The organism is Fusibacter sp. 3D3, assembly GCF_001748365.1.
In the GTDB taxonomy this organism is placed as follows: domain Bacteria; phylum Bacillota; class Clostridia; order Peptostreptococcales; family Acidaminobacteraceae; genus Fusibacter_A.
Genome location: NZ_BDHH01000005.1, coordinates 1 through 17,055 on the forward strand (window position 1 = coordinate 1; position 17,055 = coordinate 17,055).

A 17,055-nucleotide genomic window follows, 5' to 3' on the forward strand; every position below is an offset into this window, starting at 1 on the left:
CTTGACCAATGACAAGTTTTCACTTGTGAAAACGAGCAAGGTTTAAGACCACAAAAGAACAAATCGGTTAATCTGATATATGCAATTTTGAGTGTGCAAACATTGAGTTCTTGCTTGCAAGAATCTCAAGCCGACATAGCCTTTACGCAGTAAATGCAGGAGGCGTGTCGGAGTGCTTGTGAACTTAATTTAATACGAGATAATCCAGTGATGAAGGCGGAGGGGCTACACCTGTTCCCATACCGAACACAGAAGTAAAGTCCTCCAGCGTCGATGGTACTTGGCGGGCAGCTGCCTGGGAGAGTAGAACGTTGCTGGTTACAAAGAGATCTGATTATCTAATAATCAGGTCTTTTTGCTTTTTTGCAGATAGTATGAGAGTAGAAGAAACATGAAAATGTAAGCTTTCTGTTAAACACAGCCTTCAAAATCATTTCTCACCACCCCATATAGCGTAATCTAGGCATCCGAGGACCAATCCGCAGGCATAGCCGAGGACTCTTGGTCTAAGGTTGCCTAGATGGAGCGAAACGTTGCTGGTTACAAAGAGATCTGATTATCTAATAATCAGATCTCTTTGCTTTTTTGCAGATATAGGAGAATAGAAGAAACATGAAAATGTAAGCCTTCTGTTAAACACAGCCTTCAAAATCATTTCTCACCACCCCATATAGCGTAATCTAGGCATCCGAGGACCAATCCGCAGGCATAGCCGAGGACTCTTGGTCTAAGGTTGCCTAGATGGAGCGAAACGTTGCTGGTTACAAAGAGATCTGATTATCTAATAATCAGGTCTTTTTGCTTTTTTGCAGATAGTATGAGAGTAGAAGAAACATGAAAATGTAAGCCTTCTGTTAAACACAGCCTTCAAAATCATTTCTCACCACCCCTATATAGCGTAATCTAGGCATCCGAGGACCAATCCGCAGGCATAGCCGAGGACTCTTGGTCTAAGGTTGCCTAGATGGAGCGAAACGTTGCTGGTTACAAAGAGATCTGATTATCTAATAATCAGATCTCTTTGCTTTTTTGCAGATATAGGAGAATAGAAGAAACATGAAAATGTAAGCCTTCTGTTAAACACAGCCTTCAAAATCTTTTCTCACCACCCCATATAGCGTAATCTAGGCATCCGAGGACCAGTCCGCAGGCACAGCCGAGGACTCTTGGTCTAAGGTTGCCTAGATGGAGCGAAACGTTGCTGGTTACAAAGAGATCTGATTATCTAATAATCAGATCTCTTTGCTTTTTTGCAGATATAGGAGAATAGAAGAAACATGAAAATGTAAGCCTTCTGTTAAACACAGCCTTCAAAATCWTTTCTCACCACCCCATATAGCGTAATCTAGGCATCCGAGGACCARTCCGCAGGCACAGCCGAGGACTCTTGGTCTAAGGTTGCCTACACGGCTATCGCATGAAAAAAATGTAGAGTATTTTAGGAAAAGTGAATGCGAAAATGCAGAAGGAATAAATGGTAATAATTACAAAAAGGAATTAAAGAAGTAATGTCGAATTCAATACTAGAGGAAAAAAACTCTGGAGGAGAATTCATATGGACAAAACAATGTTTAAAAGTGCATTTGAAAATGTAAGCGATTTTAGACAAGAGTGGAAAGTAAAACATAAGCTGATAGAAATAATCTTTACAACAGTGATTGCAACGATTGCAAATGCGAATACCTGGATAGAAGTAGAATCCTTTGTAGAGGCAAAAAAAGAATGGTTTAAAAAATATGTGGATTTAGAGAATGGCGTACCTTCTCATGATACGTATAAACGCGTATTTGAAAATTTGGATAGTGATTCTTTTAATAGAGCCTTTATAAGCTGGACAAGCAAGCTATCGAATGAATCCGCTGGCAGAATAATCGCTGTAGATGGAAAAACATCAAGGGGATCACATACAGAAGATAGAAAGGCAATCCATCTGGTAAATGCGTGGGTAGAAGAAAATGATCTTTTGCTAGGACAATTGAAAACAGAAGAAAAGAGTAATGAAATTACAGCAATCCCCGAACTGTTGGATTTGCTATTTATAAAGGATAGCATAATCACAATAGACGCTATGGGTACACAAAAAAAGATAGTCGAAAAAATAATAGGAAAAGAAGCAGATTATGTACTCTCATTAAAAGGGAATCAAGGTAATTTTAATGAAGAAGTAAAAAGTTATTTTGAAGATGCAATTGAATCCAATTTTAGAGATTACCCAGTAAGTAGAAAAACAACTCTAGAAAAAGGTCATGGAAGAATTGAAAAAAGAGAGTATTATCAGACAAACGATATAGAATGGTATGTAGAAAAAGACAAATGGAAAAACTTATCAAGCATAGGTATGGTAAGGCGCACAGTGACCACAAAAGGAAAAGAAAGCGTAGAAGTGAGCTATTTCATATCCAGTTTAAAAACACCAGAAGAAGGACCATGTGAAGTGTTTGCAAAGGCCGTGAGATCACATTGGGGTGTAGAAAGTTGTCATTGGATACTTGATGTTGTTTTTAGAGAAGATCATAGCCGAGTAAGAATGAATAACGGTGCTGCAAATCAATCCATGTTGAAGAAGATAGCCATGAATATTTTAAAACAAGAGACCATCACGAAAAAGAAGACCAGTTTAAAGTTGAAGCGTTATAAAGCATCAATAGATGAGTCTTTTCTAACGAAAGTAGTATCTGAGCTGTAGAAAAAAGGCTGAGTTATACCATTCGTAGGGTAAGTCGGCTGTAGTGATACAAACGGTTTATTAGTTGTGCCCTCAAAACTGTAAAAAGGATTGAGCTCTGCATTAAAACATAAGTCATGCCACATAATCCAATAGCGCAATGCTATTTTTTTAAGACTTTGAATAAAAGCCTTGATTATGGTAGATTTTCATGCGATAGCCGTGTCTTCACCAAAGGTAAATATTGATAGACTTACAAAAAAGAGATACAATATATATGCTAAAGATTTTGCGCACCTATATAGGAGGAATTAAATGTTGAATTATAGGTCTTTAAAGGATCATGTCTACGAATATATTTCAAATCAAATTAGAGAAGAGGCATTAAAACCTGGAGAGCGCATTAATGAAAGTAGCATATGTGAATCCCTAGAAGTGTCTAGAACCCCAGTCCGTGAAGCGCTGTTACAATTGACTTTGGATGGTTATATTGAACAACTTCCAAGAAGGGGCTTTATGGTTAAAGCCATTTCACTATCAAGAGTGCATAATATATATGAAATTATAGGCGCATTAGAAGCACTGGCTGCTACAACTTGTATTCAAAAAGAGCGCGCAATAGATTTTGAAAAGCTGGAACAAATGACTGTAAAAATGAATCAATTGATAGAAGTTCAAAATTATGAGGGCTATTATCAGCTTCAACATGAATTTCATCAAATGATCATTGATGCCAGTGACAATGAGGATTTGAATAAGATGATTGGGAATCTTAAAAAAGCATTTATTAAACAAGCTTATACAGGTGCTGATCAAGATGAATACCAACGTGCTTTGAAGAAAACAAATGAAGAACATTTTCAAATCATAGAATTGATGCAGAAAAAGGATATCATAGGACTCAGAGCATTTATACAAGATGTTCACTGGAATTCTAAGTATGCTTTTATGGAGATGCTTGAATAAATACAGAGCAATTACATATAGCGAAAAGATTTCAGTTTGAAAATAGGTTCAAAAAAATAAGAGGAGGAATGAAATGAATTTTAAGAACTTTGCCAAAATCGTATTACAAGAGAAAAAAAGTGTTTTAGGTGTATTAAAAGACCTTGCTGTGGATTTGACGGAAGAGTTGGAGCACAAGAGTGATGTGTTCAAAGAGAACGAAGCAGATGTTTTTAATCTTCAGTATGAATCCGTTGAGATTCATGAAGATGAGATCAAAGCAAGCGATCATATTCAGGTCATGGAGGGATCCAAATGCCATCATGGCATATGCACTGGACCAAACAAGGTGGTTCACAAGGTGGAAAATCAGATTTTGGAATCAACTTTTGAGGATTTTAAAGGGCATGGAAAAATAACAAACGTCTTATCGGATAAAATATACAGTGATAAAGAGATTGTTAATAGAGCTACTAGAAAGCTATTAGATCAGCACAATATCAGAGTATTTAGAGATAGTGTGCATTTTGCTGCATGGTGCAGAGAAGGCGATTGATCGTCACTTTATTTCTTTTCATCCTAAAAAAAGTATGGTATAATGATTTGTGTTTTCTTTTCACAAAGAATTGACAAATTAAGTCAATGAAAAGTTAAGGGAGGAAATGAGATGAAACATATCAAAACTTTAAACAGCGGTACATTAAAAAGCTCTGCTGCACATGGTGGTTGCGGAGAATGCCAAACGTCTTGCCAATCAGCGTGTAAAACTTCTTGTACAGTTGGAAATCAAGAATGTGAAAATAAATAATAGCTTCAGTTTAGAAAGCAGCTTGAAGCTGCTTTTCTTCATGCCTTTGGGCGAGCTCTAGAAATGGAGGATTTAATGATTCATAAGTTTAAACAAGGCGATCTTTATTTTGTCCTTGATGTGAATAGTGGTGCGGTACATGTAGTGGATGAAATCGTATTCGATGTGCTCGAATATTATCCTAAGACATCTCCAGTGAATGTCGTTAAAAATTTAATGGACCGCTACCCAGAAGAGATGATTAAAGAAACGATAGATGAAATAGACGAATTGATAGAACAAGAGATGTTGTTCACAGATGACCAATATGTCAGTTCTATTGAATTTCAAAATAGAAGTCCTGTGATTAAGGCCATGTGTCTTCACATTGCACATGATTGTAATATAAGATGTGCTTATTGCTTTGCTTCTCAGGGTGATTTTAAAGGCGATCGTTCGATGATGTCGTTTGAAGTTGGTAAGAAAGCTTTGGATTTATTGGTTCAATACTCGGGCAATCGTAGAAATCTAGAAGTGGATTTCTTTGGTGGTGAACCGCTTATGAATTTTGAAGTGGTGAAGCAGCTGGTTGAGTATGGCAGAAGTTTAGAAGAAGCCCATAAAAAGCACTTTAGATTTACAATTACCACAAACGGAACACTGCTTAATGATGACATTATAAAATACATCAACGAGCAGATGGATAATGTTGTCCTCAGCATCGATGGTAGAAAAGAAACCAATGATAAGATGAGATATACGATCTCTGGGGGAGGCACATATGATGCCATCGTTCCTAAATTTAAAAAAATGGTGGAAAGTCGTCAAGATAAAGCTTATTATGTGAGAGGTACTTTTACAAAGTACAATAAAGATTTCGCTAAAGATGTCTTGCATTTGGCCGATTTGGGATTTAAGTCCACATCAGTTGAGCCCGTTGTAGCACATCCAGAGGATCATTATGCGCTTTCTGAAGCGGATATTGAAGTGATCAATCAGCAATATGAAGAACTTGCCAATGCTATAATAGAAAGAAAAGGTACTGAAAGAGAATTTTCGTTTTTCCACTTTGCAATTGACATGAAACAAGGCCCTTGTGTGGTGAAACGCCTTACAGGTTGCGGTGCAGGATCAGAGTATCTTGCGATCACACCGGTGGGAGATATCTATCCATGTCATCAATTCGTTGGGGATGAACACTTTAAGATGGGTAATGTCATGGCGGGGCTATTGGACTTTGGACTTACAAAGGAATTTAAAAATGCCCATGTCTATAATAAACAGAAATGCCGTGAGTGTTGGGCGAAGTTTTATTGCAGCGGTGGATGTCATGCGAACGCTTATAACTTTAACAAAGATATTTATGTACCCTATGATTTAGGGTGTGAACTTGAGAAAAAACGCATTGAATGTTCGATTTACATTTATGGCAAACTCAATCAAGAAAAGGGCACATTATGATTAAAGTGTTTAAGTCACATATACCTCAAATTCAGCGTAGTTGCTTTATTGCGGAAAGTGCTGATATTATAGGAGAAGTAATAGTAGAAGAAAGTGCAAACATTTGGTATAATACAGTAGTTAGGGGTGACGTCGAACCTATTTTTATTGGAAATTATACAAATGTTCAAGATCAAGTCGTCATCCACACCAGTCAGGGTTTCCCTGTTTCGATTGGACCGTATGTCACAATCGGTCATGGCGCAATCGTTCACGGGTGTACCGTAGAAGATCATGTGTTGATTGGCATGGGAGCAATCGTTCTAGATGGTGCATATATAGAAAAAAATTGTATCATTGGAGCAGGCGCTTTGATTCCACCAAACAAGAGAATTCCGAGCAATTCATTAGTCGTTGGATCTCCAGGTAAAATCGTGAGAACTTTATCGAATGAAGAAATTGAACATATTGAGCAATCTGCTATAGGATATGTGGAATTGTCACAACATCATAAATCAAAGTAGGGAGGAAGCTAGATGAAAGGAAAAAATACGATCTTGTTTTTCCTAGTTGTTGCACTCATAGCAGGTCTTGCATTTGTGGCGATAAATGGGTTAACTATCGGCAGTTACACTTTGGGATCAGTCAATGATTCAATTAAATTAGGCCTTGATATCAAAGGTGGCGTCGTGGTCGTTTACGAAGCAATGACGGAAGAAACAGGAGCAGCATTAACCAAAACGATGGAACAGACTAAGCAGGTTATCGGAAGACGTGTCAACGAACTTGGATTAACGGAACCCGTTATTACAATTCAAGGGGATAATCGAATCAGAATAGAATTGCCTGGCGTGAGCAATGCTCAAGAGGCGATCAATATGATTGGTCAGACCGCTCAACTTGAATTTGCCAGAGTTATTGGAACTACACCAGCGTATGCAGGCATGACAAGTGATATGTTTGAATCTGAAACCGTATTGACAGGTGAGAACATTGCAGATGCTTATGTTTCAAGCAACACCTACAATCAACCCGTAGTTGCTTTAAAATTTAATTCGACGGGAACCGATTTGTTTACAGCAGGGACAAGAGCGGCGACGCAAGAGGGTACTCAATCAGGACAAATTGCGATCTTATTGGATGGTAAAGTGATTTCAGCACCATCGGTTAGCAAAATCTTAACAGATGATAGTGCAATAATCGAAGGCAATTTTACACTTGATGCTGCGAATGAACTTGCAACCCTTATTAGAGGTGGTGCACTTCCAGTTCAATTACAAGAAATTCAAACTTCAGTAATTGGACCAACATTAGGACTGGATTCCCTTAAATCAGCGATTAACGCTGCAAAAATTGGCTTGATCTTAGTGGTTATCTTTATGCTTGTATATTATCGTATACCAGGCTTGATCGCATCTATAGCACTTGTATTATACGCAACAATCGTTTTATACGTCATGATTGGCTTTAATGCGACGTTGACTTTACCAGGAATTGCAGGTATTGTTTTGTCTCTTGGTATGGCAGTGGATGCCAACGTCATTATCTTTGAAAGATTAAAAGAAGAGATGTTGGTTGGAAAATCGCTTAGAGCATCTATCGACAGTGGGTTCCACAGAGCGATGAGAACCATTATTGATTCAAATGTGACGACTTTTATTGCAGCTGTTATCCTATTTATATTTGGTGAAGGTCCGATCAAAGGTTTTGCCGTTACGCTTATGATTGGTATCATTGCAAGTATGTTTACAGCAGTTGTTGTCACTAAAACGTTACTGAAACTATCACTTGGTTTCACAGATCGTAAAAAACTCTATGGATCAAGGGGGTAGCTGAAATGAGAGCAATTAAATTTACACCAAAATATAAATTATGGTTTGGCATTTCAGGTGCTGTCATCTTAGTAGGTCTTATAATCATGCTGACGAAGGGGCTTAATTTTGGAATTGACTTCACTGGCGGTACAATGATGCAAGTTAACTTGAATCAAACGGTTAGCGTCAGCGAAGTGAGTGAGGTCATAAAAGAATTTGACCTCTCACCAGAGATTGTTCATGCAGGTGAAGAAAAACTTGAAGTTATTATTAAAACAAAAGCATCTTTATCAAATGATGAACGTTCTGCAATTTTTGAAGTTTTAAAGACCAAATATAATTTACAAGATACAGACTTTAGAAGTGCAGAACAATTTGGAGCTTCTATTGGATCAGAGATTAGAAATAGAGCTTTAATGGCAATTTTCGTTGCATCCATTTTTATGCTCATCTATATTTCGTTTAGGTTTGAGCCTATATTTGGTATTGCTGCTATTATCGCATTAATTCATGACATTTTAGTCTTGATTTCAATCTATGCGATTTTCAGATTGACAGTGAATTCTTCGTTTATTGCGGCAATATTGACCATCGTGGGGTACTCAATCAATGATACAATTGTTGTTTTCGATAGAGTAAGAGAGAATGTTAAAAAGTCCAAAGGCAAGTCTCATTTTGAAGTTGCAGATGTATCGATTAACCAAACGCTTACAAGATCTATTAATACTTCGCTTACGACTTTGCTTGTGATTGGTTCACTTTACTTTTTAGGCGTTGAATCTATTAAGGAATTTGCATTACCACTTATGACGGGTATAGCAGTGGGGACTTATTCTTCAATCTTTATTGCGAGTCCAGTGTGGGCAATCCTTAGAAATAAAATTGCACACAAAGGTTCTTATGCAGCAAATTAATTACATTCAACATCTATAGAACCACAAACGTCATCTTAAGCGTTATGATCAAAACTTTCAACTAAACAGGTGGGTTTGATTATAACGCTTTTTTAACCTAAGGAAAGAAGAACATGTTTGTAAAGGAGGATTATATGCAATTAAATGTCGTGTTAACGCTTATTTTTGCCATTTTCATTGCAGCATTTGCACTTTTTAATGCATCTGTTGTTACGGTGAGCTTCTTTTTTGCTAAAGTGGACTTATCGCTAGCGATTGTCATTATCGCTTCGGCTTTAATTGGGGCATTGGTTATCTGGTTTTTTGATGCCTTTAAGAAATTGAAAACGCATAAACAAATTAAAGATTTGAATAAAAAAAATACGGAACTTGAAAAGCAATTGGTTCAAAAAGAAGCTTATTCGAAAGAGCTTGAAGAAAAAGTATCTCTTAGCGAAGCTTTAATCAAAGAATTAAGAGCAAATGAAGTCCTAAGGGCTCAAGATTATGCACAAAACGTTGAAAGTGTAAAAAATATCGAAAGCGCACAAAATATTGGAAATTTACAAAATAACGATGTAGAAAACGGTGACTAAATGATTTTTCAAAGTTCAATATGGCATTCGATTGATATTGATGATGACCAGATAAAGCAGTACAGTCAAATTTTTAATACAGAACCTCTTATTACAAAATTGTTATTGGATCGTGGGATGACCACTGCAGAACAAGTGAATACTTTTTTTTCACCTAAACTGGAAGATCTACACGATCCATTTTTATTGAAGGATATGGACATCGCTGTGAATAGAATCAAGCAGGCGATTAATGGGAAAGAAAAAATATGGATTTACGGGGATTACGATGTGGATGGCATCACGAGTATCACTGTAATGTGTCGATATTTTAAATATATTGGAATAGAAGTCTCTTACTATATACCAGACCGTCACGACGAGGGCTATGGGATCAGCAGGAAAGGTATTGAGCTCATCCATGAGACAGAGGGCACGTTGATCATTACTGTGGACAGTGGTATAACAGCAGTGGATGAGGTGGCGTATGCCAAAACGCTTGGCATTGATGTGATTGTGACGGATCATCATGAATGTCAAGAGGTACTGCCTGATGCGTTTGCGATCATTAACCCCAAAATAGAGGGTTATCCTTTTGATATGCTTTGTGGATGTGGCGTTGCTTTAAAACTTGTTCAAGCTTTGATGACGGATTCTTTTATGGCGTTTATCCCTTCTGTTATGGATGTTGTTGCGCTGGGGACGATTGCAGATATCGTGCCCTTGAGAGATGAAAACCGAATTTTCACAAAATTGGGTCTTGAACAAATGAAATCGTCACAAATACCAGGCATTAGAGCCCTGATCAAAGAAGCTAACCTTGAAGGCAAGGAAATCAACGCAGGCCATATTGGCTTTATCATTGCGCCGAGGATAAATGCTTCTGGCCGAATTGGCGATCCTAAAATTGCGGTTGAGATGCTTTTGACAGAAGATCATCAAAGGGCGGAGGCAATTGCTAGAGATTTAAGTGAACTCAACGCGGAAAGGCAATCCAGAGAAAGATTGATTTTAGAAGAAGCGATTGATTTTATTAAAACGCATATAGATCTCGAACGAGAGAAGATTTTGCTTGTCGTTGGTGAGTCGTGGCATACTGGAATTATCGGTATTGTTGCGTCTAAACTTTGTGATCGGTTTTCAAGGCCAGTAGTAATCCTTAATGTGGAAGACGGCGTCGCTAAAGGGTCTGCTAGAAGTGTGGATGGCATCAGTATATTCGATGTGCTCAGTCAGTTTAAAAATTTATACGAAAAATTTGGGGGACATGAACAGGCTGCTGGGCTCACTCTAAAGGCAGAACATGTGGCCTTACTTAAGCAAGGTCTTTTAGAATACAGTGAAGCCCATATTTCGTTTGAAATGCTCACGCGTAAGCGCAAGGCAGATGGCATTTTGAAGCCCCAGATGGTCAATCATAAGCTCATAGAGGAAATTGATGCGCTGAAACCCTTTGGACTTGCTAATCCCAAGCCCCAATTTACATTTGAAAATTTAACCTTAGAAGATTTTAAGTGTATAGGCAAAGAACAAGCTCACCTTAAAATGATCGTCAATGACGGCGTTAGAGTCTATGATGCATTATCATTCAACAATGCACATTTAAGTCGTTACTTAAGGAAACAAGATAAAATACATTTGCTGTTAAATTTAGAAATCAATCATTTCATGGGCGTTGAAACAATCCAGTTTATGGTTAAGGATGTTGTAAAACCTCACATGCCTATGAATGATTTATTAGAACTTAAAATGGTGAAAGCAGTTTCTAACTTCATAGAGGCGGGGACGCCAAAAAGGGATATCTGTAAATTTACAAGTGAATCAGATTTTGATATAATATTCCTTGCCCCTCAAAAAAAGACACTCTTCGTATACTCCATAGAGGGCATGATTCGATTAAAGGATTATTTTTTCGGACGCAATTTTTATGCGTATGCATTACATTTTAACGAACTGGATTTCAAGGAGTGCGTACAAGGTCACATCGACATTGTATTTATGCCTTATGAAAGCACGGCAAGTCAGATTGCAGATGCGGTTATATTAGATGAAAACTGGAACTTGTCCATTCATATTCCCAGCAGAAATGATTTGATGCATTTCTATAAGAATATAGGTTCAATGGCCCAGTTTGAACTCAAGAAAATGGCACATCAGTTGAACTTAAGCATGCCAAAGTGTTTAATTTGTTTGGATTTGTTAGAGGATATGAGATTGATTCAATATTCTGAGAAAAGTGGTACCATAATGCTCAGTATCTTATCCAAACCTAAGGAGCGGATTGATTTAGAAGCTTTGCCGCTTTATAAAAAAATATGGGAACCTCATAGAGAGGCTCATGAGCAGGAGGCAGTTAGATGACGTTTAAATCTAAAATTAGAGTGGTTGAAGATTTCCCGAAACCTGGGATTAGTTTTAAGGATATTACGACATTACTATCAGATGGTGATGCTTATGCGAGCGCAATAGATGCTTGTATCGAAATGCTTGCCGGGGTTGAATATGATATTATAGTGGGGCCTGAGGCGCGCGGATTTCTCTTGGGAGCGCCTATGTCTGTATTGACGAGAAAGGGTTTTGTCCCTATTCGAAAGCCTGGCAAATTGCCTTATGAAACCATAGCACATCAGTATGAACTCGAATATGGTATGGATACTTTAGAAATTCACAAAGATGCCATTAAACCAGGGGATCGCGTTTTAGTCGTAGATGATTTACTTGCAACTGGTGGCACTGCAAAGGCAGTCTGTGAACTCGTTGAAAAGCTTGGTGGAAAAGTTGTGGGACTTGCATTTCTCATGGAACTTTGCTTTTTAAATGGTAGAGAAATACTTGCAGGTTATGATGTATTTTCAGTTATTCCTTTTGAGTCGTAAAAAAGAGTTGTAAATTTAAACCGTAATCGTTACAATATATATAAGTAGTTCGCAAGGTAATCCTATGCGGACTATTATTATAGATAATAAGATTTGAGCCGAAAGATTTGAAGTGGAATGTTTAACCGTTGAAGATCGTCAGTGGAAATCGGTCTGAGGCATCGGATGATGACTCAAATATTGCTCAATGTAGAAAGAAATAATGGTGTGCTTATGAACTTAGACGGATATTTGGCAAGGGTGAAACAATTTGCGCCCTATGTGAATTTAGATAGAATTGCAAAAGCCTATCGATTTGGAGAAACAGCCCATGAAGGTCAGATGCGTAAAGATGGCACAACGCCGTTTTTCAGTCATCCTGCAAATGTTTCTCTTATTTTAGCTGAGCTTGAAATGGATGAAGAAACGATCATTGCGGCTTTGTTGCATGACACTGTCGAAGACACTACGGTGAAACTTGAAGACGTAAAAAAAGAATTTGGTGATGATGTGGCGCTGTTAGTAGACGGGGTCACTAAATTGGCTGTCATCAACTATGAAACAAAACAGGAACGTCAAGTTGAGAATTTGAGAAAGATGTTTTTGGCCATGTCGAGTGATATTCGAGTGATCTTGATAAAACTAGCAGATAGACTTCATAACATAAGAACACTTGGTAATATGCCCCCTGAAAAACAAAGGGAAAAAGCAGAAGAAACACTTGAAATCTTTGCACCTATAGCCAATAGACTCGGGATTTTTAAAATCAAATGGGAACTTGAAGATTTGAGTTTGAAGTATTTAGATCCTGAAGGGTACATGGATCTAGTTAAAAAGGTAGATAAAAAAAGAACTGAACGTGAATCGATTATTAATGATTATTTGACTAAACTCAATAAATCACTTACGGATCTCAATATAAATTTTGAGATCTATGGTAGGCCAAAGAACTTCTATAGTATTTATAAAAAAATGAAATATCAACATAAAGAATTTGATGAGATATACGATATTACGGCAATCCGTATTATTTGTGATGACATCAAGGATTGTTACAGTGCTTTGGGAGCTGTTCATACGCTTTGGACGCCTATTCCAGGCAGGTTTAAGGATTATATTGCCATGCCTAAACCGAACCTCTACCAGTCTATTCATACGACTTTAATGGGGAATGGTGAACCCTTTGAAATTCAAATAAGAACGCGTGATATGCATCGAATTGCTGAAATTGGTATTGCCGCACATTGGAAGTATAAAGAAGGTTCTAATGCAGCGAATACTGAAATGGAAAAGAAAATCTCTTGGTTTAGACAGATGATGGAATGGCAAAGTGATCTTAAAGATCCTAGTGAATTCATGAAATCATTAAAGTTTGATCTTTTCAATACTGAAGTCTTTGTTTTTACACCTGATGGTGCTGTTGTAGATTTACCTGTGGGTTCAACCCCCATAGATTTCGCCTACAAAATTCACTCTGAGGTGGGTAACAAATGTGTTGGTGCTAAAGTAAACGGCAGAATCGTGCCCATTAACTACCAACTCCAAAACGGTCAACGCGTGGAAATATTGACGAGTAAAAATGCCGTTGGCCCTTCTCGAGATTGGCTCAAATTTGTAAAGAGCACTCAAGCCAAACAACGCATTAAGCAATGGTTTAAGAAAGAGCGCCGTGAAGAGAATATTGAAAAAGGTCATGAGATGATCTTGGGTGAACTGCGCAAGCAAAATGTACCAATAAAAATAGTGCTCAACGAGGACTATTTGGCTGAAATCATGCGAAGGCTTAGTTTGAAATCACTTGATGATATGTACAATGCCATCGGATATGGTGGTATATTGACCAATCAAGTGGTGCCTAAAATTAGAGAAAAATATATTAAAGAACAAAAAGAAGAACAAGCGAAGAAGATGCCTGAAATTGAAAAAGCGGATGAACATTCTAAGAAGAAAGAAGAAAAGAAGAATGAGACAGGCGTTTCGGTTAAAGGCATAGACGATATTCTCATTCGGTTTGCAAAATGTTGTAGTCCAGTTCCTGGAGATGAAATTATTGGTTATATAACACGTGGTAGAGGTGTTACAATCCACAGAGCCGATTGTGAAAACTTTGAGAAAACAGATGATTCTAAAAACAGATTTATTGAAGTGGAATGGGCAGGTTCTAAGGAGTCTGCATACCTAACCAGTGTTCAAGTAATTTCAATAGATCGAAAGGGACTGTTATCGGAAATTACGACGATGATGCATGATCTGAACATGATGATGACGGGCATTAGCGCTAAAATTGACAAAAATGGCATTGTGATTATCAATATTTCTATGGAAATTTCAGATATTGAAGAGCTCAACAAGTTTATTCGAAAGATAAAAATGTTGACGGATGTTATTGAAGTAAAACGGGTTACGTCATAAATTAAGGAGCTGGACATGAGAGCTGTTATACAACGGGTCAACTTTTCGTCTGTGGAGGTTGATGGCGTCATTGTAGGTAATGTCAAAAAAGGTTTAAATGTCCTCTTAGGTGTCGGTGAAGGCGATACCATGAAGGACGTAGACTATATGGTAGAAAAAATTTGTGGGCTACGTATTTTTGAAGATTCTGATGATAAAATGAATTTATCTCTTATAGATGTCGGTGGCGATATGCTTTGTATTTCTCAATTTACGCTTTATGGTGACGTGAGAAAAGGCAAAAGACCTAGTTTTAGCAGTGCCGCTAAACCAGAAGAAGCCAATCGTTTATATGAATCTTTTGTTGAATCGGTAAAAGGAAAGGGTATTCATGTTCAAAAAGGGGTCTTTGGCGCGCATATGATTGTGGATATTCAAAATGATGGCCCTGTAACAATAATCATAGATTCACAGAGAACATTTTAGAGAACACTTTAGGAGGCAAAATGATACTTGAAAGACTTGCTGTAGGCTCTTATGCGGCTAATTGCTATATCGTAGCAGATCAAGAGACGAAAGAAGCTATGGTAATAGATCCAGGTGGAGAAGCAGATCGAATCTTTAAAAAGATTGAAAATAAAGCGTTAAAGGTAAAATATATCGTATTAACGCATGGGCATGGTGATCATATAGGGGCAGTTGAGCAACTTAGAAAGTTAACGGCATCAAAGGTTTTGATCCATCATGATGATGCTGAACTTTTAGAGGATGCGTCGCTTAATTTAACGCTCAACATGAATGGACCTGATATTGCTTTTAAAGCAGATGAGACGATTGGGGACGATACCAAATTGGTTATAGGCAGACACAAGTGTGAGGTGATTCATACTCCAGGCCATACAAAGGGTGGGATTTGTCTTTATTTTAGTGAGGCGAAAATATTATTTTCAGGGGATACGCTATTTTATGGTTCTATTGGTAGAACTGATTTGTATGGTGGGAACCATAGACAAATGATCCGTGTAATCAAAGAAAAATTACTTGTTTTAGAAGATGATGTCACGGTTTATCCGGGACATGGTGCGAGTACAACAATTGGATTTGAAAGAAAGAAAAATCCATTTTTATAGGAAGTAAGGATGTTGTATAAATGAAAAATTTGATGGTGCTTGTAAAAAATCGAAAGTATTTTTATGATCTTGAAAACTTACTTGAGATTTTTGTGTTAAAATCCCATTTATCTTTTACCGATGATGAAGCAGTATACCATGAGTGCCTTTTAAAAGGAGATTATGGCTTAATTGTAGATAAATTTGATTGCGATGAATTTATGAATATAGCGGATGGCGAACCCTATACATTCATGGATTTGGAATCTGAAATAAGGCTTCGATTTGAAATGCAAACGGGTAATCACAATGAATTCATTGAACTGAAAACCATTAAAGCCCATTTCAAACGCAAGATGAAAAGGGCTTTATATGAGTTGATGGTCAAGTATTATGAACCCATGTCTAAATGGGGGATTCTTGTTGGCATTAGACCTGTTAAAATTGTACATGAACTCATGGATCAAGGGTACAGCACATCTGAAATCAGAATACAATTAAGTGAACTTTATCTCATAACAGATGAGAAGATTGATTTACTCCTTGAAATTGCACAGAAGGAAAGACCCTATTTGTTTCCAGTTGAAAACGATAAGATTTCTATTTATATTTGTATTCCGTTTTGTCCAACAAGATGTCTTTATTGTTCATTTCCTTCGAATTCGCTGGAGAAAAAAGCGAAATTGGTGCCCCTTTATTTAGACAAGTTACTTGAAGAAATCAAGGTGACATTTGAGCTCATCCATAAAAAGAATCAAATCATTGACTGTATCTACATTGGTGGAGGTACACCGACTAGCCTTGATTCAACGCAAATGGCGTTGCTTTTGGAAACGATACAAAACGCTACCGATTTGAGTCTGGTGAAAGAATTCACCGTGGAAGCGGGTCGACCAGATACCATTGATGAAACCAAACTCAGGGTTTTGAAAAAATACGGTGTAGATCGTATTTGCATCAATCCTCAAACCATGAATGATAAGACTTTAAAATTGATTGGTAGAAATCATGTGGTTTCAGATATTCAAAAGGTTATGCAACTGGCTAAAACCATAGGTTTTAGAAGTATCAACATGGATTTAATTATGGGACTTCCTGAAGAAGATATTGAATTGGCAAGACATACCATTAAAGAGACTTTAAAGCTTGATCCCGAAAACATCACGATTCACACCTTGGCGGTTAAACGTGCGTCGCGACTCAATGAGTCCTTAGAAAATTTTGAACTCTCACATGATCATACGGTGGAAACCATGATGCATGAATCGGAGTCTGCACTCAGAGGCAGTGGTTACACCCCTTATTATATGTACAGACAGAAAAAAATGATAGGACATCTTGAAAATGTGGGGTATGCTAAGCGGGGCTATGAGTCGCTTTACAATATGAGAATCATGGAAGAGAGACATACGATAATGGCCTTAGGGGCTGGTGCTGTCTCGAAGATTTGTTTTCCAGAGGAAAATAGATTTGAACGCGTTGCCAATTTCAAGGGCGTTGAAGACTATATTACGCGCTTTGAAGAAGTGCTGGCAAAGAAGTATTGAGAGGATCAGTGAATCCATAGGGTTATTATATAAA

General features: G+C 37.6%; 15 protein-coding genes and 1 rRNA gene. All 16 read left to right on the forward strand.

The annotated features are described in order from the left end of the window. The first annotated feature begins 203 nt into the window (after positions 1–203). Positions 204–320: ribosomal RNA gene (gene rrf, locus F3D3_RS07260) — 5S ribosomal RNA — on the forward strand. A gap of 1,235 nt (positions 321–1,555) precedes the next feature. Beyond that, a complete protein-coding gene (locus F3D3_RS07265; RefSeq protein ID WP_069872581.1) occupies positions 1,556–2,686 on the forward strand; it encodes an ISAs1 family transposase in 1,131 nt (376 codons plus the stop codon). Between the two features lie 294 nt (positions 2,687–2,980). Next, entirely contained in the window at positions 2,981–3,631 is a 651-nt protein-coding gene (locus F3D3_RS07270; protein WP_069872583.1) for a GntR family transcriptional regulator, read from the forward strand. Positions 3,632–3,704: 73 nt separating this feature from the next. Then, positions 3,705–4,166, forward strand: a complete 462-nt coding sequence (locus F3D3_RS07275) for a hypothetical protein (protein WP_069872585.1) — start codon at positions 3,705–3,707, stop codon at positions 4,164–4,166. A 111-nt stretch (positions 4,167–4,277) separates the two neighbouring features. After that, a complete protein-coding gene (gene scfA / locus F3D3_RS07280; RefSeq protein ID WP_069872587.1) occupies positions 4,278–4,418 on the forward strand; it encodes a six-cysteine ranthipeptide SCIFF in 141 nt (46 codons plus the stop codon). Between the two features lie 75 nt (positions 4,419–4,493). Continuing rightward, positions 4,494–5,858: a thioether cross-link-forming SCIFF peptide maturase gene (gene scfB, locus F3D3_RS07285; RefSeq protein ID WP_069872589.1), complete on the forward strand. Its 1,365-nt coding sequence runs from the start codon at positions 4,494–4,496 to the stop codon at positions 5,856–5,858. Then, positions 5,855–6,361: a gamma carbonic anhydrase family protein gene (locus F3D3_RS07290; RefSeq protein ID WP_069872590.1), complete on the forward strand. Its 507-nt coding sequence runs from the start codon at positions 5,855–5,857 to the stop codon at positions 6,359–6,361. The genes scfB and F3D3_RS07290 overlap by 4 nt, the downstream gene beginning before the upstream one ends. Before the next feature lie 12 nt (positions 6,362–6,373). After that, positions 6,374–7,669 (forward strand): protein translocase subunit SecD, encoded by a 1,296-nt coding sequence (gene secD / locus F3D3_RS24600; RefSeq protein WP_069872592.1) that lies wholly within the window; start codon positions 6,374–6,376, stop codon positions 7,667–7,669. Between the two features lie 5 nt (positions 7,670–7,674). Continuing rightward, complete coding sequence (gene secF, locus F3D3_RS24605) at positions 7,675–8,565, forward strand: protein translocase subunit SecF (RefSeq protein ID WP_069872594.1); 891 nt, start codon at positions 7,675–7,677, stop codon at positions 8,563–8,565. A gap of 134 nt (positions 8,566–8,699) precedes the next feature. After that, entirely contained in the window at positions 8,700–9,140 is a 441-nt protein-coding gene (locus tag F3D3_RS07305; RefSeq protein ID WP_069872596.1) for a LapA family protein, read from the forward strand. Further along, the gene (recJ, locus tag F3D3_RS07310) at positions 9,141–11,480 is read left to right on the forward strand and encodes a single-stranded-DNA-specific exonuclease RecJ (RefSeq protein WP_069872597.1); all 2,340 of its coding nucleotides are present in this window, start codon (positions 9,141–9,143) and stop codon (positions 11,478–11,480) included. Next, positions 11,477–11,995: an adenine phosphoribosyltransferase gene (locus tag F3D3_RS07315; protein WP_069872599.1), complete on the forward strand. Its 519-nt coding sequence runs from the start codon at positions 11,477–11,479 to the stop codon at positions 11,993–11,995. The genes recJ and F3D3_RS07315 overlap by 4 nt, the downstream gene beginning before the upstream one ends. A gap of 213 nt (positions 11,996–12,208) precedes the next feature. Beyond that, entirely contained in the window at positions 12,209–14,386 is a 2,178-nt protein-coding gene (locus F3D3_RS07320; RefSeq protein ID WP_069872945.1) for a bifunctional (p)ppGpp synthetase/guanosine-3',5'-bis(diphosphate) 3'-pyrophosphohydrolase, read from the forward strand. 15 nt (positions 14,387–14,401) lie between these two features. Then, positions 14,402–14,851, forward strand: coding sequence for a D-aminoacyl-tRNA deacylase (dtd, locus tag F3D3_RS07325; RefSeq protein WP_069872601.1), 450 nt, complete (start codon positions 14,402–14,404; stop codon positions 14,849–14,851). Positions 14,852–14,871: 20 nt separating this feature from the next. Further along, a complete protein-coding gene (locus F3D3_RS07330; RefSeq protein ID WP_069872603.1) occupies positions 14,872–15,495 on the forward strand; it encodes an MBL fold metallo-hydrolase in 624 nt (207 codons plus the stop codon). Between the two features lie 20 nt (positions 15,496–15,515). Then, entirely contained in the window at positions 15,516–17,021 is a 1,506-nt protein-coding gene (gene hemZ / locus F3D3_RS07335) for a coproporphyrinogen dehydrogenase HemZ (protein ID WP_069872604.1), read from the forward strand. Positions 17,022–17,055 lie beyond the last annotated feature (34 nt).